We start from the raw sequence: 20,898 nt of genomic DNA on the forward strand, positions 1-20,898 counted from the left end.
GGGCGTGACCCCGGTCTTCGAGGTCGCGCCCGCGCCGGGTCACTCCCCGAGCGCCTTCCGGCCCCGGTCGAACGCGGCCAGTGCGGCGCCGACCGCGGCCGCGACCGTGACCTCGAAGACCTCGTCCTCGGTGTGGCCCGCGGCCAGCAGCGCGGCGACGTCGGAGTCGGTCACGCGGTAGGACGCCGTGCGGACGGCGCCGGCGTAGGTCTGCCACGGTTCGGCCACCGGGTCGCCCGCGACGAGCGCCGCGCGCAGGGCCCGGTCGGTGACGCCGCTGGCCTCGGTCACCGCGTGGCGGAGGTTCGAGACGACGTCGCCGTGGTCGGCGCGCGGGCCGCCCGACAGCAGGAAGCCGGGGAAGCGGTAGCCGAAGCGGTGCAGCGACCGGGTGCCGCTCTCCAGCTGGCCGTCGCGCAGCTCGAAGCCGAACGCGTTGGCCAGGCGGTTGACGACGTCCCACACCAGGTTCACCCGCAGCGCCTCCAGCACGGCCGGCGCGGGCACGTCGGCGACCAGCGACGCGTCGGGCTCGCCGCCCGGCCGCGAAACGGTGTCGAGGAAGGCGCGCACCGCCCGCAGTTCCGGGCGGGCGGACGCCGGCTCGTCCGGGTCGAGGGCGCCCTCGCCGGCGATGCGCGTGAGCTCCGCGTGGGTGACGATGCAGAACGGGCACTCGTGCAGCTTCGCCGTGCCCATCGCCAGGTACTCGCGCTCGCCGGCCGTCCAGGACGACGGGCCGCGCATGGCCGGCGCCGTGAGGTCCAGCAGCGCGCGGGTCATGAACTCCGGCCGGTACAACAGCGTCAGCACGATGTCGGGACTGTCCACACGAGACACCGCGGACGTGGCCGACAGGAACAGCTTCGCGCGACGGCGGTGGCCGCGCTCCAGAATGGACAGTCTCACGGTGTCTCCCCAGGGCCGAGTGCGTCGAGGTCGAGCAGGCGGCGGGCGAGGAACCGCCGGTCCGCCGGCGTGTGGGCCAGTTCGTGGGCACGCCGGTAGGCGGTGGCCGCTTCGGCTCGCCGGTCGAGGCGGCGCAGCAGATCGGCGCGCGCGGCGTGCATCAGGTGGTACTGGTCAAGGCCGTCGATGCGGTCGATCAGCGCGAGCCCGTCGACCGGGCCCTGCGCCATCGCGACCGCCACGGCGTGGTTCAGCGCGACGACGGGCGAAGGCGTGAGCTCCAGGAGCCGCGTGTACAGGCCCGCGATGCCCGCCCAGTCCGTGCGTTCGGCCGACGGCGCCTGCGCGTGCAGCGCCGCGATCGCGGCCTGCACCTGGTACGGCCCGGGCTCGCCGTGGCGCAACGCGCGGTCCAGCAGCCCGAGGGCTTCCGCGATCTCGGCCCGATCCCACAGCGTGCGGTCCTGGTCTTCCAGCAGCACCACGTCACCGTCGCCGTCGTGCCGCGCGGCCGCGCGCGAATCGTGCAGCAGCAGCACGGCGACGAGGCCGAGCGCCTCCGGTTCGTCCGGCATCAGCGTGGCCACGAGCTTGCCGAGCCGGATCGCTTCCTGCCGCAACGCGGTGTGCTCGGGTGAGCCGGCCGCGGCGGTGTAGCCCTGGGTGAAGATCAGGTACACCACGGCAAGTACGCCGGCAAGCCGTTCGGGCAGCAGGTGGTCCGGCGGAACTTCGAGCGTGATGCCGGCGTCGCGGATCTTGCGCTTGGCCCGGACCAGCCGCTGCGCGAGCGTGGCTTCACCGATCAGGAACGTCCGCGCGATCTGCCCGGCCGTCAGCCCGACGACGGCCTGGAGGGTCAGCGCAACGCGCGCCGGCTCGGCGAGCGCCGGGTGGCAGCAGGTGAAGATCAGGCTCAGCCGTTCGTCGCCGACCTCGAGCAGGCGCCGGTCGGAGAAGTCGGACATCGGCACCTCCTCCGGCTCGACCCCGATCGCCGCGAGCTTCTCCCGGCCCAGGCGGGCGCGGCGCAGCCGGTCGATCGCGTTGTTGCGCGCCGCCGTGAGCAGCCACGCGACCGGGTCGTCGGGTACGGCGCTCCACTTGCGCAGGGCGAGTGCGCACGCCTCCTGCAACGCGTCCTCCGCGAGCTCGAAGTCGCCGAGCACGCGGATCAGCGCGGCGAGCATCCGCGCACGGTCCGCGCGGTAGACCCGCTCCACCGCGGCGGCCGCCGGCTCACTCAGCAGGGGCCGCCACGTCGACCGGCGCGTGGCTCACACCCGGGATCCCGACGACCGGCCGTACCTCGATCGACCCTTCCTCCGCCATCGGGCACAACGCGGCGAGCTCGAGGGCTTCGTCGAGGTTGCGGCAGTCGAACAGGTAGAACCCGCCGAGGTGCTCGTGGGTCTCCGCGAACGGGCCGTCGGTGATCAACGTGCGCCCCTCCCTCACGCTCACGGTGGTCGCCGTCGACTCCGGGTGCAGCGGCTTGCCCTCCACCCACACGCCGCGGCGCCGGCACTCGTCGGCGAACGCGTTCACCCGCGCCACCGCCTCTTCGAACCCGGGGTCGCCCGGTTCGGGGCGTACGCAGTTGTAGATCAGCAGCATGTACTGCACGTGTCCTCCGCCTCATCTGGTCCAGGTCGTCCGAAGAGGATGACGAACAGCCCGACCGTAACTCGACACGGCGCGGCGAGCGTGGCGAAAAGTTTCTTCGGGCCCGTTCAGCCGAGCAGCGACGGGTGCGGCACGGGCGGCGCGCCGAGCTCGTCGCGGCGGCTGAGCGGGGCGGTGCCGTCCACGTCGGTGACCCCGAGCCGCCCGCCGAGCTCCGCGCCGATGAGCGCACGGCCCGAGTAGGCCATCAGGTCGGGCGACGCGTAGAGCGCGGCGATCACGCGGCCGGTGAACTGCGGCGATTCACGCGGGACGGCGGTGCGGGCGGCCGGCGGGAGCGTCGCGAGGTGCGCCTCGGCGCGTTCGGTGCGCAGGCCGCCCATCCAGATCGAGACGGCGGCGACGCGGTGCGGGCGCAGGTCTTTCGCCATGTCCGCGGCCATCTTGTCCGCGCCCGCCTTCTGCGCGCCGTAGGCCGGGCCCTGGTGGTAGGAGACCGCGCCGTAGTGGCCCGTGTGGACGATCAGGCCGCGGCCGTTTGCCAGCAGCAGCGGCGCGGCGTGGTGGGCGGCGACGAAATGCGAGCGCAGGCCGACGGTGATCAGGTCGGCCGCCTCGAGCGGATTGGCCCAGAACCCGCCGGGTCGCATCGGCTCGGCGACCTTCGCCGCGTTGTTCACGAGGATGTCGAGCCGGCCGTGCTCCTGCGCGACCCGGGCGAACAGCGCGGCGACGGCTTCGTCGTCGGCGTGGTCCACGACCACGGGCACGCCGGTGCCGCCGGCCTCGTCGATCAGGGCCGCGGTGTCGGCGACCGTGCCGCCGTGGGGCGAGTCGCCGGGTTTCGCGCTGCGGCCGGTGACGTAGACCGTGGCGCCGGTCGCGCCCAACGCCAGGGCGATGCCCTTGCCGGCGCCGCGGCTCGCGCCGGTGACCACGGCGATCACGGGAGCCATGGGATCTCCTCTCCATCCGGACGTCGTGTCCGTTTCCTGCCACCGACGATATGGACACGGCGTCCGGATGTCACGGTGATAGCGGACACGGCGTCCGGATACACTGGCGGCGTGACCGGTCCGGCCAAACGCCAGCGCGCCGATGCGCGCCGCAACTACGACGTGCTCTTCGAAGCGGCGAAGGACGTCTTCGCGCGCCTGGGCACCGACGCGCCGCTGGAGGTCGTCGCGCAGGAGGCGGGGGTCGGGCGCGGCACGCTGTACCGGCACTTCCCGTCGCGCGAGCACGTGTTCGCCGCGATCATGCGCGACAGCGCGGACCTGCTCGACGCGCAGGCCCGCGACCTGCTCGACGCACCCGACGGCGCCGGCCGGCTTCCGGAGTGGCTACGGCTTTACGACCGCGCCGCCACCGAGTACCCCGGGATGAGCGGGCACGTCGGCGACGGGCTGGCCGACGACGGCTCTCCCGTGGCCACCACGTGCGCCCCGATGAAGGCGAGCTTCGCCGCGTTGCTCGACCGCGCCCGCGCCGACGGCCACGTGCGGCCCGACGTGACGGCGACGCAGGTGCTCACCCTCGTCGGCGCCCTGCCGAAGGACCCGGCGACCGGCCGCACCGCCGAGCCCTACCTCGACGTCGTGCTGGAAGGGCTTCGCATCACCACGTGACGGGCAGCTCGTACACGCCGTACACGGAACCGTTGTGCTTGAAGGGAATCTCGTCGAAGCCGGCCGCGAGGGCGAGCGTCGGGACGCGCCTGTAGAGCGTGTTGTAGACGACCTGCAGCTCCACCCGCGCGAGCGGCTGCCCGAGGCACTGGTGCACGCCGAACCCGAACGCCACGTGCCGACGCGAGTCCGGGCGGCGCACGTCGAGCCCGTCGGGATCGGGGAACACGCTCTCGTCCCGGTTGGCGATGTCGTTGGCCATGATCAGGCCCTCGCCCGCGCGGATCGTCTCGCCGGCGATCTCGATGTCTTCGATCGCCACGCGGCGGCGGCCGTTGTGCGTGATCGTGAGGTAGCGCAACAGTTCCTCGACCGCACCGGCGATCACGGCCGGGTCGCCGGCCTCGCGGACCAGGGCGAGCTGCTCGGGGTGGCGCAGCAGGGTCAGCGTGCCGAGCGCGATCATGTTGGCCGTGGTCTCGTGGCCCGCGATCAGCAGCAGCACGCCCATCTGCGCGGCCTCGGCGCGCGTGAGCTCCCCGGCCTCGACGCGGTCGGCGAGGCCGGACAGCAGGTCGTCCTGCCGGTGGGCGAGCTTCTCCCCCACCAGCTCGTCGAGGTACCCCAGCAGCGCGCGGTGCCCGGCGGCCCGTTCGGCCGGGTCGGCGTCGCGCTTGATGATGACCTTGCTGTTGGCCTGGAAGAAGTCGTGGTCGCGGTAGGGCACGCCGAGCAGCTCGCAGATCACCAGCGAGGGCACCGGCAACGCGAACGCCTCCACCAGATCCACCGGGTTCGGCCCGGCGAGCATCGCGTCGAGCGAGTCGTCCACGATCTTCTGCACCGCCGGCCGCAGCGCCTCGATCCGCCGCACCGTGAACGGCGCCGTCACCATGCGGCGCAACCGCGCGTGCTCCGGGTTGTCCATCAGGATGAAGCTGATCGCCGACCCACCCGGCGGCAACGGCGCGGGGCTCGGGTAGCCCGGCCGCGTGATGTCCGCGCTCACCCGTGCGTCCGCCAGCAGCGCCCGCTGGTCCGCGTACCGCGTGACCAGCCACGGCGTGCTGCCGTCCCACAGCCGCACCCGCGCCAGCGGCCCGGCCTCCTGCAGCTCGCGCGCCCGCGGCGGCGGGTCGAACGGGCACCCGGCCGCCCGGGCCATCGGGAACTCGGGCACCTCGTCGGCGCCCGGGGTGGCCTGGTCCAGCGTGCTCGTCATGCGTTCCTCCGCGGCGGGTGGGTTCGTCGGTCTGAAGTGGACAGTGGTGGGGTGGTCAGCCGTGTGTTCTTGCCGCGTCTGAGGGGCGCTTGCCCGGGCAACCCAGCACACGTGCGCGACCGGCTCGAGCGTCAGCGGGCATCGGGTGTCGTCACCGTGGCCGGGGCGAGCCAGAGGCCGACGATGGCGTCGACGAGGCCCGTGCCGGCGGTGGGCCAGTCGGGGCGCGGGGTGGGGATGGCTTCGGCGAGGGCGCGTTCGCGTTCGGCGCAGGTGTGGACCATCAGCAGGCGCGCCATGGCGTCGCGTTCGGTGCGGGCGGCGGGGGTGAGGTGGGGCAGGCAGGTGTCGAGGCCGTGGAGGATGCGGTGCAGCGCCGGGGCGCTGAGGGCCTCCTCGATCATGATCCCGCGCAGCGCGGGGTCGGTCATCACCTGCGCGGCGAAGCGCGCGAACCACGTCGGGGCGCGCAGGGCGGCCAGGTGGTCGGTGACGGGCCGCACCAGGCACTCGACCCAGTCGCGCACGCCGGCGTCCTCGGCGACCCGCGCGACCATGCGCGTCCGGATCGTCTCGATGCCCTCGGCGTGCTTGCGGGCGATCGCGCGGACGAGGTCGGCTTTCGTGCCGAAGTGGTAGCCCACGGCGGCGTTGTTGCCCTGGCCCGCGGCCTCGCTGATCTGCCGGTTGGACACCGCGTACACGCCGTGCTCGGCGAACAGCCGCTCGGCCGTGGCGAGGATCCGTTCCCGCGTCGACTCCGCGCGGATCGCCTTCCCGGTCATTCTGGCCACCGTTGCTCCTCCCCGCGTCGCACCTGCGGTTCGTGATCAGTCAACCGGATCTTCGTGAGTTAAGTCAAGCGCTTGAATTCAACCCAGGGTGTGCGGCACCCAGGAAGCCGCGTCCTTCCGCGCGCACGACACCCACCGAATGCTGGGGAGCGAACCCCTCAAGAAGGCGACCATGACCGAAGCACTCGAGATCACCACGTTCCACCTCACCGGCGACTTCGGCGGTACCGACTTCATCGCCGTGAACTCCGACGTGGACGCCTACCTCAAAACCCGCCCCGGCTTCCGCTGGCGGCGCATCACGCAGGACGAAGACGGCACGGTGGTCGACGTCGTCGCGTGGGACAGCGAAGCCGACGCACGCGACGGCGCCGCCGGCATCATGACCGAGCTCGCCGCCTCCCCCGTGCACGCGATGATCGACCAGGCGACCGTCGACTTCCGGGTCCGGCCGGTGATCCACCGGCTCGACTGACGGGGCGGCTACGCCGCGACGGGGTACCGGTTCTGGAAGTCCAGCCGGTGATCGGCCCCTGCCGCCAGGTGGTCGAGTTCCTCGTCGAGCTTCAGGAACGTCTGCCACGGCTGCTCACCGGTGGCATCGGCGAGACGGGCGACGACGAGCTGCTCCAAGTCCGGGACCCGTTTCGCTTTCCAGATCTTGTCGGCCAGGCTGACCAGCAGGTCGTCGAGCTTGGTGTCGGGCTGATCCCAGCAGCCGTGAGTCCGCGCGAACCCGCGCCAGCCGCTCGTCGATGCCCTGTGCGAGCAGCAGCTCGTACCCCGCTGCCTCGTAGTCCGAGCCGGGCCCGGACAGTTCCCCGGGGTGGGCGATCTTGCCGATGTCGTGGGTCGCCGCGCCGAACAGCACCGCGGGCCGGTCGAACGCGACCGTCGGGTAGGACCGCAGGAGCCAGGCGGTCAGATCCCACGCGACGTCGTGCACCGCGCGCAGGTGAGCAGCCAATCGCGCGGGCGCGGCCAGCGAAGTCAGGAGCCGCGCGGCCTCCGGTGGCAGAACCCGGAGGGGTGGATCGCCGGGTTCGGTCAGAGCGCGGTGAAGCGCGTCGGTGGCCACGAAGCCAGGGTAATCCGGGGCGCCAACGCACGTTCACGACGGAGTAGCGTCACACTGCGCGACAGCCAGCACGACAGGGAGGACCCGGCGTGACGCCGATCGACGCCACCTTCAGCCTCGTCGACCACCATGGCGCGGCGGTGACCGAGCAGGACTACCGAGGCAAGTGGGTCACGGTTTTCTTCGGCTTCACCCACTGCCGCATGGTGTGCCCGCGTGCGCTCGGCCGCCTGACGACCGCGCTGGACGAGCTGGGGCCGCCGGCGGACAAGGTGCAGCCGCTGTACATCACCGTCGACCCGGAGCGAGACAGTCCCGAGGTGATGCGCGCCTACCTCGAAGGCGACCACCCGCGTTTCACCGGCCTCACCGGCACGCCGGAGCAGATCGAGCGGGCCAAGCGCGCCTTCCGCGTTTTCGCGCGCCGCAAGGACGATCCCGAGGACCCCGACGGTTACGCGGTGCCGCACACCGCCATCACCTACGTGCTGGACCCCGACGGCGCCTACGCCACGCACCTCACCGACGGCCTCGACGACAAGACGTTCACCGAACGGCTGCGCGAAACCGTCACGCAAGAAGCCTGAAAGCTGGGGACCGGTTGCCGGAGCCGCCCTACGGCCGGCTCCGGCAACCGGAAGTCAGCTCAGCGTCGCCGGCACGTTGTACGCCTCCACCGACAGCCGCGGGGACTTCACGGACCGCCGCGGCGCGACCGTGACCGTGCGGGACTCCCCTGGCAGCAGCCAGAAGTAGTTGTCGCCGTAGATCGTCGGCAGCACGCGGTCCTTGCCGTTGTTCTCGCGCAGCGACAGCCGCACCATCGCGGCCACGGTCTTGCCCGTGTTGCGGATCGTTGCGGTGTAACCGTCCTTGCCCGCCGAACGAAGGCTGGTCGACAGCTGCGTGCGCCCCAGCTGGTTGAGCGCGCGCATCGACGTGTCCGCCTGGTAGCGCCAGTACGTGTTCTCCGAGACGACGGCGCCGTGCGAGTCCGTCATCGTCAGGCGCAGCAGGTGCAGCGCAGGAAGGTCCGCACCGAACGGCACCGTAAACGCGGCCGTGCCCGAGATCGGGGCCACGTCGACCTTCTGCGTCTGCGCCGCGCCCAGCGGCTTGCCGTCGAGTCCGTGCAGCTGCGCCGTCACGGTCATGCCGCTCATCGCGTCGGGCGTGTGGTTGATCGCCCGCACCTGCCAGGTCGTGAGATCCGCCTGCACGTGCCGCGACTCGCAGCCCTTGCGCGAGCCGTAGTAACTGCCGTTCACGTCGAGGTCGTAGTCGTAGGTCTGCCACACCGTGCTGTGCCAGGCCGGGTGCGACATCCACAGCAGCACGCCCGTGGCGTCGTTCCACAGCTTGGAGTTCCACGCCTCGAAGATCGCGCGCATGCTCTCGAAGTTCACGAACTGCGCCTTGCGGCAGAACTCCTCCAGGCTCGACGAAGGCGCGAGCCGCGCGTCGATCGCCGCGAGGTAGGTCTGCGGCGACTGGTTGCCCTGCGTGGACCAGTCGTGCAGGAACCACGGCGCGCCGATCGGCCAGCCCGCGTCGTCCTCGCCGACGAGGTTGCGCATGCTCTCCACCACGGACACGGTGGGGATGCCGATTTCGCTCCAGAAGCCGGCCTTGCCGCCCGTCGCCTCACCGGTGAAGTACTGCTTCGGGTCGAGCCAGCGGTACGGGCCGTCGCCGGTGATCACGCCGCCGGCGGAGTTGCTCTGGTAGAGCAGGTCCGTGTTCTCCGTGACGATCGAGCGCAGCGCCTGGTCGATCACCGCCGGCGGGGTGCCCTCGTTGCAGCCGAACCACACCGCGACCGACGGGTGGGCGCGGTAGCGCAGCACGGTGTCCTTGGCCTGGGCCAGGAAGATGTCGTGGTTGGCCGGATCGGTCGAGAAACCGTCCCAGAACTCCGTCCACACGAGAATGCCGTAGCGGTCGCACGCTTCGAACAGCTCTTCGCGGTAGGAGGAGCCGATCCAGTTGCGCAGCATGGTGAAGTTCATGTCGCGGTGCATCGCGACGACGTTGTCCACGCGCTCCGGCGGCATCCGGCGCAGCAGTTCGTCCCAGCCCCAGCTGCCGCCGCGGCAGAACACCTTGACCCCGTTGACGATGAACGTCAGCGGCTTCGCCGAGTTGTCCACCGACGCCACGTCGGTCCAGGCGTCGCCGTCGGCCGAGACCTGGATCCGGAACGTCTGCGCGTACGCGGTCTCCCACGCCAGCACGACGCGGTCGAACGACGTCGTGGCACCGAGATCGACCTGCAGCCACTGGTTGTCGGCGTACTCCGAGGTCCAGCGCGTCTTCGGGTCGCCGTCGAACGCGTTCGGCGGCGGGTTGCCGTCGGCGACCGTGGAGCTGGTGCCCGTCTTGCCCTGGGCCAGGTCGGTGCCGGCGTTCGCACTGTCCACCACGGACATCGTCCAGAGCGAGAAACCCCATCCGGTAGCGCGTTTGTCGCACTGCACGCGGACGTAGCGCGCCTGCTGCGGCGCGAGGTCCACGGTCTGGGAGGCGACGCCGTCGACCGGCGTCACCGGCTGGTCGTAGGTGTAGGTGATCTGGCGGATGCCGAACTTGAGGTTCTTGCGGTCGCTCACCGCGGAGCCGATGGCGGCGGTCACGGTGAGGTCGTGCAGGGTCGCGTCGCCGTACCCGTTGGGCCACCACAGCTTCGGGTTCTTGATCCGCAGCTGGCCGAACGCCGACGGCGCGAAGACGGCCGCGCCCTCCTCACCCGGCGCGACGGTGACGGTGCTGGACAACGAGATCCCGTCGAACGCCGTGGTGACCTTCACCCGCTGGGCCACCGATCCGGCGTTGCGGACGGGGACCGTGATGGTCACCTCGGCGACGTCGGTCGCGGGCAGGTTGGGCAGCTTGGTGTCCACGCGGGTGTCACCCACCACGATCGCGCCGGTCGAGCGCAGCCGGACGTGGTTCCAGATGCCGGACGCGCGGTCGCGCACCGCGGGCATCCAGTCCCAGCCGGACACCGCGACGAGCGTGGGCGAGTTGGCGAACATCGTGCCGCCCGCGTCCACGAAGGACTGCCCGGCCGGCCCCTTGTCGCCCGGGCTGCCGGGGAACGGCATCGGCGCGATCTTCACGGCGACGTTCTGGTCGCCGGTGCGGCGCAGCGCGGCCGTGACGTCGAGGGCGGCGCGGCCGAACGGGTGCGCCAGGTTGCCGACGTGGGCGCCGTTGAGCCAGATATCGGCCTCGTGGTTGACGCCGTCGAACTCGAGCCACACGTGCCGGCCCGCCGAGGTGTCGAGGCCGCGCGGCACGGAGAACGTGCGGCGGTACCACCAGGAGTGCCGCGACAGGGCCTCCGGGATGTGCATGTTGCCCATGCCCTTGGCCGGGTCGGGCAGCTGGCCCTGCTCCACGAGCGAGCCGAGCACGGTGCCCGGCACGGACGCCGGCAGCCAGCCGCGCGTGTCGACCGCGGTGCCCGACAGGACGGCGCCGTCGGTGCTCGGCGCCCAGTCCTGCATGGTGAGGACCCAGCCCGACTCCAGCGGCACGGAGCCGTCGGCGGCCACCGCCAGCGCGGGCGGGTTGTCGTGCCCGCGCACGGGGAACGACGTCCAGCCGCGAACGGCCGGGCGGTTGTCGCCGGTCGTGCCGTAGACCTGGAACCCGTTGAGCCCCAACGGGTTGATGGTCGAGCCCGCGGAGCTCGTGAGGCGGACCCAGCGCGCGGTGACGGCCGGCTTCAGCGGGATGGTCACCACGCCGCCGGTGCCCTGCGCGGTGCTGTGGACGGTGCGCCAGGACTTGCCGTCCTGGGAGATGTCGAGGTCGAACACGGTCGCGTAGCTCGACTGGACCTCGGTGCCCTTCGTGTTGCTGCGCGAGGCGGTCGTGTCGAACGCCGGGTCGCCCGGGCGGGCCTCGAACGTGAGCACCACGGAGTCGACCTGGCAGCGCCCCTGCAGGTCCACGATGATCCACTGCGAGTCGCCCTTGGCCGCGCGCCAGCCGGAGCCCTGCACGCCGACCTGCGCGAGGCCGTCCACCGCGAACTCGGCGGGCGTGGCCGCGTAGTCGGTGGAGGACACCTGCACGGGGCGGAACAACGCCAGGTCGGTCGAGGTGTGCCCGTCCGTCACCGCGGGGGACGCGGGCGCCGCCGAGGCCACGCCGGGCAGCACCGCCGTCAGGCCGAACCCGGCCAGCAACCCGGTGCCGGCGGCCAGCACGCCCCGTCGCGACAGTGCCGAATCCGCGCCCGGCGCGCCGCTCTGGTCCAACGTCATGGGATCTCCCGATCTCGAGACAAAACCCGTCCACATGACGCGGGGACCGCAGGCGTCGACGTCGACGGGTGACAACGTTGCCAGGAAGCTTCCCGGCCGGTCACCCGCCCGTCAAGAAGACAAGAGAGACAAGAATCGGCCGAGATGACATCGATGTCGGAACTCGGGAGGGCGCCGGTCGTCAAGAGCCGGAGTGAACGCCGAGGTGCCCGGTTTGTCCGGCCGGGCGCGTCCGAGTGGAGCGGACGGGCCCGGCCGGACGGGTCAGCGCACGAGCACCGCGTCGCCGATCGGACGCTCGCCCGTGGCGTCCGACGGGTGGTTCACGAGCTGTCCCGCGACGGCCATGGCGGTGGAGCCGCCACCGTCGAGGTTGAGCGCGTCGACCGCGCCGAGGCTGCGCATCAGCTGCGCGCCCTCCTCGATCGTCACGCCTTCGCTGACGCCGGGCTGACGGCCGTCGACGGTCACGAGGAGCAGGCGGCCCTGCGCGTCGAGCCCGGCCATCGTGCGCGGCTGACGCTGCTCGGCCCAGGCGTAGCCGAACGACAGGTCCTTCGGGTCGAGCACGCCCTCGGTCGCGGCGTCGATGGCCTCGCGGCCGTGGCGCAGCAGCACCGGCGCCGCGCTGACGATGCCGTCGCCGGCGCGGAGGTCGACCGGCCGGCCCGACGCGGTGCGCACGCGCTCGTCGACGGTCAGCTTGCGGCCGATCGCGGCGTGGGCGGCGAGCCAGCCGGCGGCCGGGCCGATGCCCTGCACGGCGGAACCGCCTGCGGGCACCGCGCCACCGCGCGCGCCCACGGTGAGCACGCGGCCGTTGCGGTCGAGCGTGACCTGTGTGCCCGTGCCGGTGGGCAGGGCGGCGCCGAACTCGGCGGTGAAGAGCACGAGGTCGTCGGCGGTGGTGCAGGTGAAGTCCTGCCGCGGCTTCGTGGTGGGCGTCAGGCCCGGCCGGCCGCAGTCGCGCACGACACCGGGCTTGCGGTTCACGCCTTCGACCGCGTGGGACGCCGCGCCGGAGCGCAGCGTCACCGTGGACGTCAGGTTCTCGATGGACACGTCGCCGCGGTGGCCCAGGACCAGCGCGGCCCGGGCGCCGGACGACTGCGACTCGAGCTTGCCGTCGTACGCGGCGAGCCCGGCGGGCACGCCCTGGAAACCGTCGGCGTCAGCGGTCACGAAGAACCCGCCGTTCACGGCCACGAGCGCACCCGTCTTCGCCGCGATCGACGACGTGGTTTCCCGCTGTGCCACCGTGCCGTCGTGCGTTGCCTCGATGCTGCCGTGGAAGCGGCCGCGGTCGATCACGGCGACGTGCACGCGCTCGGCGTCGGGCACCTGGTCGGCGTCGTATCCCGTCCACTCCGCGACGGCGCTGAACCCGGCCGCCTTGAGCGTCGTCGCGGCCGCGGTGGCCGCCGCCTGCGCCGGGTAGGAGCCGGTGCGCACGCGCACGCCCTCGACGCCGTGCGGGGTGTCGGAGAAGCCAGGCCAGCGGACGGTGTCCTGGCGCGCGGGGTAGCCCGCCGCCTGCAGCCGGGCGGCGGTGTCGCGCGCCCACGCCGCCGTGCCGAGCTCGGCGGTCGTCGCGGCGCCGGTGACGATGTTCTTGGCCGGCGCGGTGATCGTGACCGTCCAGAACGGAGGGTGGGCCGTGGCGCTCAGCACTCCCGTGCGCACGGTAACGCCCGGCGCGACCGCGTCGGTGGTCCAGGTGTAGCCGGCGGGACCGGCCACCGAAGCGTCGGCTGCCGGCGTGAGAACCGCCGCCGCCCCTGCGACGACGACGGCTGCCGCGAGCACGCGCCGAGCGCGTGACGAAGTGAACACTGTGGGTTTCTCCCTTGGCTCAAGCGGATCCGGGTGAGTTCACTCGCTGCGGTCGACCCGGACCTGTCCGTCGGCTGGAGCGCCGGTGAACCTCTGCCGAACCGGATACGTACGTAGTTTCTCCGTAGGACTCCCGATGTGCGGGCCGCGCCGAGCCGCGACTCTGGAAGAGCAAGAAGCACAACCGACACGGAGGTCCCGCAATGGCGATCGACTCCCTTCGCCAGCCGTGTCCGGCCTGCTTCCGGTCCACGGTCCTCATCAGCCACTGGTGGGGCCGGCAGTGGACGCACGTGGGTACCTGGCGGCCGGGCTGTGAGCCGGCCGGGCGCGACCGGGAAGCGTCCCACTCCCCGGCACCGGACACCAGACCGCCCTCATCGGATCTGGCTGCCTGAACCAAGTTTCGCCGTTCCCGCCGAAAGGAGGTGCTCACTCTCCCCCCGATGGAGTGAGCCGACCCGCTGGACCCCGTACCACGGAGCACACGACGTGGTACGGGGTCCCGTGCTGCCTGCGTAAAACGGACCAATCTGACATCGGCCACCGCGAGACGTACTCTCACACCAACTCGTGGAGGTGGTCTCGATGGGGACGCTGCCCGCGGAGCTGACCAGCTTCATCGGTCGGCAGCGGGAATTGGTCGAGATCCGCAGGCTCCTCTCCGCGGGGCGCCTCGTCACGCTCACCGGGGCCGGTGGCGTGGGCAAGACCCGCCTCGCCGTCCGCATCGCCGACCAGGTGGCGCACACATTCCCCGACGACGTCTGGCTGATCGAGCTGGGCGACCTCCACGATCCCGCGCTGCTCGCCCAGACAGTCGGCGCGGAGTTCGGGATCCGCGACGCCGACGAGGATCCGCCGGGCCGGCTCGCCGAGTACCTTCGCGACAAGAGCCCGCTGCTGGTGCTCGACAACTGCGAGCACCTCGCCGAAGCGTGCGCGCGGCTCGCGCGCGACCTCCTCGCCCGCGCACCGGATCTCCGGATCCTGGCCACCAGCAGGCACGTGCTGGGCATCGAAGGCGAACGTGTGTACTCCGTGGCACCGCTGGCGGTGCCGGAAGTCCACGACCTTGCCGACGCCATCGGCCTCGACGCGGTAACACTGTTCACCGAACGGGCCACCGCCGTGTCGAGCGGGTTCACCCTCGACAGCACCAACTGGTCCACCGTCGTCGAGGTGTGCCGCCGCCTTGACGGGCTGCCGCTCGCGATCGAGCTCGCGGCCGTGTGGCTGCGCACCCTGGCGATCGACGAGCTGCTCGACCGGCTCGACGGCACCTTCCAGCTGCTGAGCCCCAACCCGGTCGCGCCGCAGCGGCAGAAGTCGCTGATGGGCACGATCGACTGGAGCTACCTACTGTGCACGCCGCGTCAGCGGGTTTTGTGGACGCGGCTGGTGGTGTTCTCCGGTGGCTTGCACCTCGCCGCGGCGGAGGAGGTGTGTTCCGGCGACGGCATCGAAACCGGCGAGGTGCTCGGCCTGATGGCGGGGCTCGTGGACAAGTCCATCGTGCAGACCTCGGCCAACCGGGCACCGACGCGCTTTCGCCTCCTGCAGACGATCCGTGAGTACGGCCGGCAGAAGCTGGCCGAAGCGGGCGGCGAACGGGCGCTGCGGGACCGGCACAGCGAGTACTTCCACCGCCTGGCCGGGCGCGCGCAGAGCGGCTGGGACACGGGAGCCGACCAGGTCGAGGTGTACGCGACAGTGCTGCGCGACCACGCCAACCTGCGTACGGCGCTCGAACACGACCTCGGCGCGCCGGAACGGTTCGCCGCGGGCCTCGATCTCGTCGTTTCGCTGCACTTCTTCTGGCTGCACTGCGGGCACCTCACCGAGGGGCGGCTGTGGCTCGCGCGGGCACTGGGCGTGAACCCCCGGCCGAGCCGCGATCGCGCGCGGGCGTTGTGGATCAGCGCGTACGCCGCGTGCCTGATGGGCGAACCCCGCGCGGCGCTGCCGCTCATCCGCGAGGCCGAGGAGTGGGGACGCCGCAGCGGCGACGAGGTCGTGCTCGGCTACACGGAGATGCTCACGGCCGCGTGCCGCTTCCTGGAGGGCGATTTCGCCACCGCCACGGCGTTGTTCCGCGAAGCGAACGTCCGGTTCGCCGCGATTCCCGGCTACACCAGCATCAAAGTCCTCAGCCTGGGCATGGTGGCGCAGTCCGAGGCGTGGGGCGGCGACCCTGCCACGGCCGTGACCGTCGCGAACGAGGGTTTGGCCGCGTGCGACTCGACCGGTGAGCTCCGCGCCCGCACGCACCTGCTGTACGCGCGCTCGCTCGCGCAGTGGATGCTCGGCGATAACGAGGCGGCGGAAGTGGGGCTGCTACGCGGACTTCGCACGGCGCGGCTGTTCAACGACATCCTCGGGGCGTCGCTGTCGGTGGAGCTGTTGTCGTGGGTCGCCGCCGCGACCGGCCGGACCGAGCTGGCGGCCGAGCGCCTCGGCGTGGCGAACCGAGTGTGGCCGCTCGTCGGCGGCAAGGCGATGCTCGGGCTGTGCCGCATGATCGACGAGCACGCCACCTGCGAACGCGAGGTCCGAGAAGTCCTGGGCGATGCCCGTTTTCGCACGGCGTTCAAGCGTGGCGTCGAGGCGTCGACCGGGTTCGAGGCCGCGCTCGCCCACCTGCTCGGTGAAAATGTCGCCCCTCCCGCGCCGGTCGCGCCCTCCCGGGACACGTCGGAGCCGGAGCTCACGAGCCGCGAGTTCGAAGTGGCCGAGCTCGTCGCCGAGGGCCTGACGAACAAGGAGATCGCGCAGCGGCTGGTGATCAGCCGCCGGACGGTGGAGTCCCATGTGGACCACATCCTCGGCAAGCTGGGCTTCAGCTCGCGCAGCCGGATCCCGGCGTGGCTCGCGCAGCGGCGCGGCGGCTGAGGATCACCTCGCCGGCAGCCGGGACTCGATACCGTCGAGGAGGAAGCCGAGGCCGAGGTCGAACTGGGCGTCGCGGGGCGGGCCGGACGGGTTCGTGAGCCACGCGGTGAGCAGCGGCACGGCGGGGTCTGCGGCGGCGAGGTCCCGCACGGACGCCAGCGCCTCGGTGAAAGCTTCGCCGGTGGGTTCGTGGCGGGCTTCTTCGGCTTCCTGCGCGCCGCTGCCGAGGACGTGGCGGTCGATCAGCGCGGCGTAGGTCATCGCGTCGGGCAGCGTGGCGCCGCGCGTGGTGAGGACGGCGAGCATGAACTCGAGGCGCCGCATGAGGTGCGGGCCGGCGGGCGGGCGGGTGTGGGCGAGCAGGGCGGACCACGGGTGGCGACTCAGCATGTCGCGCGTGTCGAGCGCGAGGGCGCGGAGGTCTTCACGCCAGTCGCTGCTCGGGGCGGCGGGCACGGGGACCTCGGCGACCGCCGCGTCGAGCATGAGGTCGCTGAGGCCTTCGCGGCTGTGGACGTAGCGGTAGAGCGCCATCGACGTGTAGGGGCCGAGCCGGGCGGCCACGGACTTCATGGTGACCGCGGCGCCTTCGTCGGCCAGGGCGATCGCCGCGGCGACGATCTCTTCGCGGCCGAGGGAGCGCTGGCGCGGCGGAGGCGGGGGCAGCGTCCAGATCGATGGGGGCTCTGCTGGCATGCCCGGAGTTTATCGCATATAGTTAGAGTTTATCAGTGAAACTTTCAGGGGGATGTGGTGACCGAAGCACTGCCGGGCGTCCGGCTGGGTGTGGTGCGGGGCATCAGTTACGGGCTGTTCGGCGAACCGGGTGAGTTCGTGCCGCAGGCTCGCGCACTCGGTGCCGGGCTGCTGCGCGCCTACGTGTTCTGGAGCCAGGTCGAGCCGCGGCCCGGCGAGTACGACTGGACGGCCGTCGACGCACTGCTGGCTCAGCTCGACGGCGACGAAGAGGTGTGGCTGACCGTCTGTTCGAGCTCTCCGTGGGCGACGAAGGTGTCCACGGACTTCCTGCCGCCTTCGCCGGCGCACGATCCGGCGGTCTACGGGCGGTTCATCGGGGAGCTGGTGCGGCGGTGCGCGGGCCGGGTCAAGTTCTGGCAGTGCGACAACGAACCGAGCAACACCGGGCTGCTGTGGGCCGGGACGGCCGAGGAGTACGTCACGCAGCTGAAGGTGCTGCACGAGGTGGTCAAGGACGTCGATCCGGCCGCGCTGGTCGTACTCGGCGGCTGCGGGTACGACGTGTTCTCGAGCGAACCCGGCAGTGAGCCGCGGCGGTTCTTCGACCACCTCGTGTCGGCGGGACGCGAACATTTCGACATGTTCAGCGCGCACCTCTACGGTGACCCGCTGACGGTGCCGTCCACTGTGGACGCGGCGCGCGCGATGATGGCGGCGTACGGGGAGCCCAAGCCGATCGTGGCGGGTGAGCACGGCGGGCCGGTGCCGTTCGAGTTCCCGGAGCTGGAACCCGTGATGCAGCAGGCGTTCCTGGGTGCGTTCGCCGACGCGCCGGCCACTCAGAGCACAGGCGAGCTGCAGGAACGTGCGGTGCGGGAGACGCCGGAGCGCGCCGCGATGCGGGCGCTGTACTCGCGAATGGCAGAGCTGCCGCCGCGGCTGCGGATGTTCCTCGACGGCTGCCCGCCCGAGCTCGACGCGCTGCGCGACCGGATCGGCTGCCGGCAGCTCGTGGTGCGGACGGTGCTGGCGCTCGCGGCGGGGATCCGGCGCACGGCGTACTGGAACCTCGCGCCCGAGGTGCCGGGACCCGTCGACCCGCTGCAGATGATGCACCTGCTGTTCGGGAAACTGCCGCTGCTGGGCTACCGCGGCCGTTCGCTGGAGGTGCGGCGGCCGATGGCGGACACGTTTTCGCTGGTCGCCGAGCAGCTCACGGGGGCCGAGCGAGTGTCGCGAATGGACGCCGGGGTTCAGGCCTACGCCGTCGAGCGCGCCGTGCGCGGTCCGCTGGTGGTGGTGTGGGACCAGCGCGACCCGGTGGACGGGGAGCAGGAGCCGCCGGTCCCGGTGACGTTGCCGTGGACCGCGCCCGAGGCGGTTGCCGTCGACACCTTCGGTGCGCCCGTCTCCGTGCGCCTCGAGAGCGGCTCGGTGCGGCTGGACGTGTCGCTCACGCCGGTGTTCGTCAGCGGGCGGTGACGCGGGAACTACGATGCGCTGGTGGAGCTGCGCCAGCTGCGGTACTTCGTCGCCGTCGCCGAGGAGATGAACTTCGGACGGGCCGCGGAACGGCTGCACATCGCCGGACCGTCGCTCTCCCAGCAGATCAAGGCGCTCGAGCGCGACCTGGGCGTGCGCCTGTTCGACCGGGACCGCCGGTCGGTGGCGCTGACCGCGATCGGCGAGTCGCTGCTGCCGGGCGCCCGCGCGCTGCTGCAGCAGGCGGACGACCTGCGCCGCCAGGCCACCGGGCTGTCGGGCACCGAAGCCGTGCGGCTCGGCTACGTGAACTGGCGCCCCGCCGACCTCGTCGAACGCACCGCCGGCGTCGCGCGCGTGCAGGTCGACGCGTGGGTGCTGCCCTCGCACGCGCAGGCCGGGCGAGTCGCCGACGGCAGCATCGACCTGGCCATCTGCTGGGTGCAGACGCCCGACCTCGCCGACCAGGACCTCACCGCGCGGCTGATCGGCGCCGACCACCTCTACGCCGTGGCCACCGGCACCGACACCTCGCCCGTGGCGGCGAAGGACCTGGTGGTGCTGGTCGACTCCGACACGCTCAGCTGGTCGTCGTGGAACCTCTACGCCGGTCAGTTCGCTCGCGACACGGGCGCCACCGTCGTGCAGACCGACGACGGCGGCGTCACCGGCCCCGCGTTCTTCGAGCACGTCCGCCGCCTGCGCCGGCCCGTCGTCAACTCGCCGAAGGGCCAGACCACTCCCCTGCCGCCGGACCTGGTGCGCCGCCCCATCGTCTCCCCGACGCCGTGCTGGACCTGGTCGCTCGTCACCCGCCGCGACGACACCCGCGCTTCCGTCCAAGCCGTCGTCGACGCTCTGACCGCGGACCTCGGCACCTTCGGCCTCGACGACTCCACATGGCTGCCGGCCACCGACCCGTACTCCCGGCGCACCGCCGACCCCGTGTGAGCCGCGGCCTCCGACCTACGAGCGATCCGGTCGTGGCCCCCGCGGGCCGGCGCGGCGCAAGATCTCCCTGTCGGAACGGCTTCCCGAGGAGACAGTCATGCAGGAGTTCCTGGTCCGCATCACCACCACCGTCCCCGACGGCACCGACCCGGCCGAGGTCGACCGGCGCCGCGCCGCCGAAGCCGTGCGCGCCCGCGAGCTCGCCGCCACCGGCCACCTCGGCCGCCTGTGGCGCCCGGTCGGCGAGCTGCGCAGCATCGGCCTCTGGCGCGCCGACACCGAAGCCGCCCTCCGCAGCGACGTCCTGGGCGAACTCCCGCTGCACGACTGGATGACGTTCGAGGTCACGGCCCTCGAACCGCATCCGAACGACCCGGGCCCGAAGGCCTGAAGCTCCCGCCGCACGTCCGAGCCGGTTCCGCCGCAACGGCGGTCGAGGACCTCGGCGCGGAGACGGCGAGAACGTCCGGCCGAAGCCCATCGGGACCAGATCCCTCGACACCGCATCCATGCCGCGAAAACCTGAACCCACCTCAGCGGACCGGCTGCGCCCCCGTCGCGAAGCGGGCCGAGGCGGCGAGCAGGGCGTCCAGTGCGGCGCGGATCCCGCTGTGTTCTTCCTCGCCCGCGCGGCAGATCGCGACGATCGTGCGCGACAACGCGGGTCGGGTGGTCAGGATGCGCACTCCGGCGGGCGGCGTGCCGCGGGCGAGGCGGGGCACGAGCGCGGCGCCCGCGTTGCCGGCGACGAGCGCGAGCTGCGTCGGATAGCCGCCGACGGTGCAGCTGATCTTCGGCTCCAGCTGTTGCGCCCGGAGGACGTGGACGAGCCATTCGTAGCAGCCCGAGCCGGCGGTCCAGGCGATCCAGGGCACGTCGTCGACCTCGGCGAGGTCGACGGTGCGGCGGTGCGCCAGGCGATGGGTGCCGGGAAGGGCAAGGTCGGCGACGTCGGAGAACAGCGTGGTGGCGGTGACCGTCGGCGGGAGCACCGTGGGGCGGTCCGCCCAGCTCTCGGCCACGGCGATGTCGAGGTCGCCCGCCACGACCTGGGGCAGGGTCTGCTCGGCCTCGCCCTCGCGCAGGGTCACCTCGAGGCGCGGGTGCTGGGCGGCGAGCGTCGCGAGGGCGGGCGGCAGGAGGGCGTGGATGGTCGTCGGGATGGCGCCGAGGCGCAGCGGGCCGAGCACGTCTTCGTTGAGCAGCTCCAGATCCGACCGCGCCTGTGCGATCTGGGCGAGGATCCGGCCGGCGTGCCCGGCGAGCACCTGGCCCGCGCGCGTGAGCCGCACGCCGCGGCCGCGGGGTTCGAGCAGCGCCTGGCCGGCCTCGCGTTCCAGCTTCGCGAGCTGCTGCGACACCCCGGACGGCGTGACGTGCAGCGCCGCGGCCGCCGCGGCCACCGAGCCGTGCTGGGAGACCGCGTGCAGGGCGCGCATCCGGTCGAGACTGAACACAGTAGTGATGCTACCGAATTCCGCTCAGGAACATTCGCTTGTCCTTGACAGTT

General features: G+C 72.2%; 19 protein-coding genes. 7 read left to right on the forward strand and 12 right to left on the reverse strand.

From position 1 onward, the window contains the following. Window positions 1–39: 39 nt before the first annotated feature. The 4 genes from AB0H62_RS19455 to AB0H62_RS19470 all read right to left on the reverse strand — a co-directional run bounded on the left by AB0H62_RS19455 (window position 40) and on the right by AB0H62_RS19470 (window position 3,491). Window positions 40–909, reverse strand: a complete 870-nt coding sequence (locus AB0H62_RS19455; RefSeq protein WP_220241074.1) for a hypothetical protein — start codon at window positions 907–909, stop codon at window positions 40–42. Beyond that, entirely contained in the window at window positions 906–2,156 is a 1,251-nt protein-coding gene (locus AB0H62_RS19460; protein WP_360587566.1) for a DUF6596 domain-containing protein, read from the reverse strand. Before AB0H62_RS19460 ends, AB0H62_RS19455 begins: the two co-directional genes overlap by 4 nt. Further along, a complete protein-coding gene (locus AB0H62_RS19465) occupies window positions 2,149–2,535 on the reverse strand; it encodes a YciI family protein (RefSeq protein ID WP_220241077.1) in 387 nt (128 codons plus the stop codon). The genes AB0H62_RS19460 and AB0H62_RS19465 overlap by 8 nt, the downstream gene beginning before the upstream one ends. A gap of 107 nt (window positions 2,536–2,642) precedes the next feature. Then, entirely contained in the window at window positions 2,643–3,491 is an 849-nt protein-coding gene (locus tag AB0H62_RS19470; protein WP_220241079.1) for an SDR family NAD(P)-dependent oxidoreductase, read from the reverse strand. Between the two features lie 111 nt (window positions 3,492–3,602). On the opposite strand from AB0H62_RS19470, the gene AB0H62_RS19475 reads away from it, so the two are divergent. Further along, complete coding sequence (locus AB0H62_RS19475; protein WP_360587264.1) at window positions 3,603–4,163, forward strand: TetR/AcrR family transcriptional regulator; 561 nt, start codon at window positions 3,603–3,605, stop codon at window positions 4,161–4,163. Here the strand turns inward: AB0H62_RS19475 and AB0H62_RS19480 are convergent. After that, a complete protein-coding gene (locus tag AB0H62_RS19480; protein WP_360587266.1) occupies window positions 4,153–5,385 on the reverse strand; it encodes a cytochrome P450 in 1,233 nt (410 codons plus the stop codon). The two genes, AB0H62_RS19475 and AB0H62_RS19480, sit on opposite strands and share 11 nt — an antisense overlap. Window positions 5,386–5,516: 131 nt before the next feature. Continuing rightward, window positions 5,517–6,170, reverse strand: a complete 654-nt coding sequence (locus AB0H62_RS19485; protein ID WP_360587568.1) for a TetR family transcriptional regulator — start codon at window positions 6,168–6,170, stop codon at window positions 5,517–5,519. Window positions 6,171–6,351: 181 nt separating this feature from the next. Here AB0H62_RS19485 and AB0H62_RS19490 point away from each other — a divergent pair, with 181 nt between their 5' ends. Next, window positions 6,352–6,654 (forward strand): hypothetical protein, encoded by a 303-nt coding sequence (locus tag AB0H62_RS19490; RefSeq protein WP_360587268.1) that lies wholly within the window; start codon window positions 6,352–6,354, stop codon window positions 6,652–6,654. An 8-nt stretch (window positions 6,655–6,662) separates the two neighbouring features. On the opposite strand, the gene AB0H62_RS19495 is transcribed toward AB0H62_RS19490, so the two are convergent. Then, on the reverse strand, window positions 6,663–6,812 hold the full coding sequence (locus AB0H62_RS19495; RefSeq protein ID WP_360587270.1) for a hypothetical protein: 150 nt from the start codon (window positions 6,810–6,812) through the stop codon (window positions 6,663–6,665). Continuing rightward, on the reverse strand, window positions 6,769–7,257 hold the full coding sequence (locus AB0H62_RS19500; protein ID WP_360587272.1) for a hypothetical protein: 489 nt from the start codon (window positions 7,255–7,257) through the stop codon (window positions 6,769–6,771). The genes AB0H62_RS19495 and AB0H62_RS19500 overlap by 44 nt, the downstream gene beginning before the upstream one ends. Window positions 7,258–7,346: 89 nt before the next feature. Here AB0H62_RS19500 and AB0H62_RS19505 point away from each other — a divergent pair, with 89 nt between their 5' ends. Next, window positions 7,347–7,844 carry an SCO family protein gene (locus tag AB0H62_RS19505; protein ID WP_220241091.1) on the forward strand — a complete coding sequence of 166 codons (498 nt, stop codon included), beginning with the start codon at window positions 7,347–7,349 and terminating at the stop codon, window positions 7,842–7,844. A gap of 54 nt (window positions 7,845–7,898) precedes the next feature. Here the strand turns inward: AB0H62_RS19505 and AB0H62_RS19510 are convergent, their stop codons facing one another. Both AB0H62_RS19510 and AB0H62_RS19515 read right to left on the reverse strand, forming a co-directional pair. Next, complete coding sequence (locus AB0H62_RS19510) at window positions 7,899–11,531, reverse strand: discoidin domain-containing protein (RefSeq protein WP_360587274.1); 3,633 nt, start codon at window positions 11,529–11,531, stop codon at window positions 7,899–7,901. Window positions 11,532–11,795: 264 nt separating this feature from the next. Further along, window positions 11,796–13,364 carry a phosphodiester glycosidase family protein gene (locus AB0H62_RS19515; protein ID WP_360587276.1) on the reverse strand — a complete coding sequence of 523 codons (1,569 nt, stop codon included), beginning with the start codon at window positions 13,362–13,364 and terminating at the stop codon, window positions 11,796–11,798. 588 nt (window positions 13,365–13,952) lie between these two features. Between AB0H62_RS19515 and AB0H62_RS19520 the strand changes: the two genes are divergently transcribed. Beyond that, window positions 13,953–16,256 (forward strand): LuxR C-terminal-related transcriptional regulator, encoded by a 2,304-nt coding sequence (locus tag AB0H62_RS19520; RefSeq protein ID WP_360587278.1) that lies wholly within the window; start codon window positions 13,953–13,955, stop codon window positions 16,254–16,256. A gap of 3 nt (window positions 16,257–16,259) precedes the next feature. Here AB0H62_RS19520 and AB0H62_RS19525 read toward each other — a convergent pair whose 3' ends face one another. Continuing rightward, the gene (locus AB0H62_RS19525; protein ID WP_220241094.1) at window positions 16,260–16,952 is read right to left on the reverse strand and encodes a TetR/AcrR family transcriptional regulator C-terminal domain-containing protein; all 693 of its coding nucleotides are present in this window, start codon (window positions 16,950–16,952) and stop codon (window positions 16,260–16,262) included. 57 nt (window positions 16,953–17,009) lie between these two features. Here AB0H62_RS19525 and AB0H62_RS19530 point away from each other — a divergent pair, with 57 nt between their 5' ends. The 3 genes from AB0H62_RS19530 to AB0H62_RS19540 all read left to right on the forward strand — a co-directional run bounded on the left by AB0H62_RS19530 (window position 17,010) and on the right by AB0H62_RS19540 (window position 19,779). Further along, on the forward strand, window positions 17,010–18,437 hold the full coding sequence (locus AB0H62_RS19530; RefSeq protein ID WP_360587280.1) for a hypothetical protein: 1,428 nt from the start codon (window positions 17,010–17,012) through the stop codon (window positions 18,435–18,437). 21 nt (window positions 18,438–18,458) lie between these two features. Next, window positions 18,459–19,388 carry a LysR family transcriptional regulator gene (locus AB0H62_RS19535; RefSeq protein WP_220241096.1) on the forward strand — a complete coding sequence of 310 codons (930 nt, stop codon included), beginning with the start codon at window positions 18,459–18,461 and terminating at the stop codon, window positions 19,386–19,388. A gap of 97 nt (window positions 19,389–19,485) precedes the next feature. Beyond that, on the forward strand, window positions 19,486–19,779 hold the full coding sequence (locus AB0H62_RS19540) for a muconolactone Delta-isomerase family protein (protein ID WP_220241097.1): 294 nt from the start codon (window positions 19,486–19,488) through the stop codon (window positions 19,777–19,779). Window positions 19,780–19,921: 142 nt separating this feature from the next. On the opposite strand, the gene AB0H62_RS19545 is transcribed toward AB0H62_RS19540, so the two are convergent. Further along, window positions 19,922–20,845 (reverse strand): LysR family transcriptional regulator, encoded by a 924-nt coding sequence (locus AB0H62_RS19545; protein ID WP_360587283.1) that lies wholly within the window; start codon window positions 20,843–20,845, stop codon window positions 19,922–19,924. Window positions 20,846–20,898 lie beyond the last annotated feature (53 nt).

Origin of the sequence: Amycolatopsis sp. NPDC050768 (assembly GCF_040654155.1) — a bacterium.
In the GTDB taxonomy this organism is placed as follows: Bacteria; Actinomycetota; Actinomycetes; order Mycobacteriales; family Pseudonocardiaceae; genus Amycolatopsis.

What these genes read in the sequence shown, in the direction of transcription:
- AB0H62_RS19480 (WP_360587266.1), bottom strand. Translation starts at nt 5,385, where the DNA reads ATGACGAGCACGCTGGACCAGGCCACCCCGGGCGCCGACGAGGTGCCC.
- AB0H62_RS19540 (WP_220241097.1), top strand. Translation starts at nt 19,486, where the DNA reads ATGCAGGAGTTCCTGGTCCGCATCACCACCACCGTCCCCGACGGCACC.
- AB0H62_RS19525 (WP_220241094.1), bottom strand. Translation starts at nt 16,952, where the DNA reads ATGCCAGCAGAGCCCCCATCGATCTGGACGCTGCCCCCGCCTCCGCCG.
- AB0H62_RS19520 (WP_360587278.1), top strand. Translation starts at nt 13,953, where the DNA reads ATGGGGACGCTGCCCGCGGAGCTGACCAGCTTCATCGGTCGGCAGCGG.
- AB0H62_RS19470 (WP_220241079.1), bottom strand. Translation starts at nt 3,491, where the DNA reads ATGGCTCCCGTGATCGCCGTGGTCACCGGCGCGAGCCGCGGCGCCGGC.
- AB0H62_RS19485 (WP_360587568.1), bottom strand. Translation starts at nt 6,170, where the DNA reads ATGACCGGGAAGGCGATCCGCGCGGAGTCGACGCGGGAACGGATCCTC.
- AB0H62_RS19490 (WP_360587268.1), top strand. Translation starts at nt 6,352, where the DNA reads ATGACCGAAGCACTCGAGATCACCACGTTCCACCTCACCGGCGACTTC.
- AB0H62_RS19510 (WP_360587274.1), bottom strand. Translation starts at nt 11,531, where the DNA reads ATGACGTTGGACCAGAGCGGCGCGCCGGGCGCGGATTCGGCACTGTCG.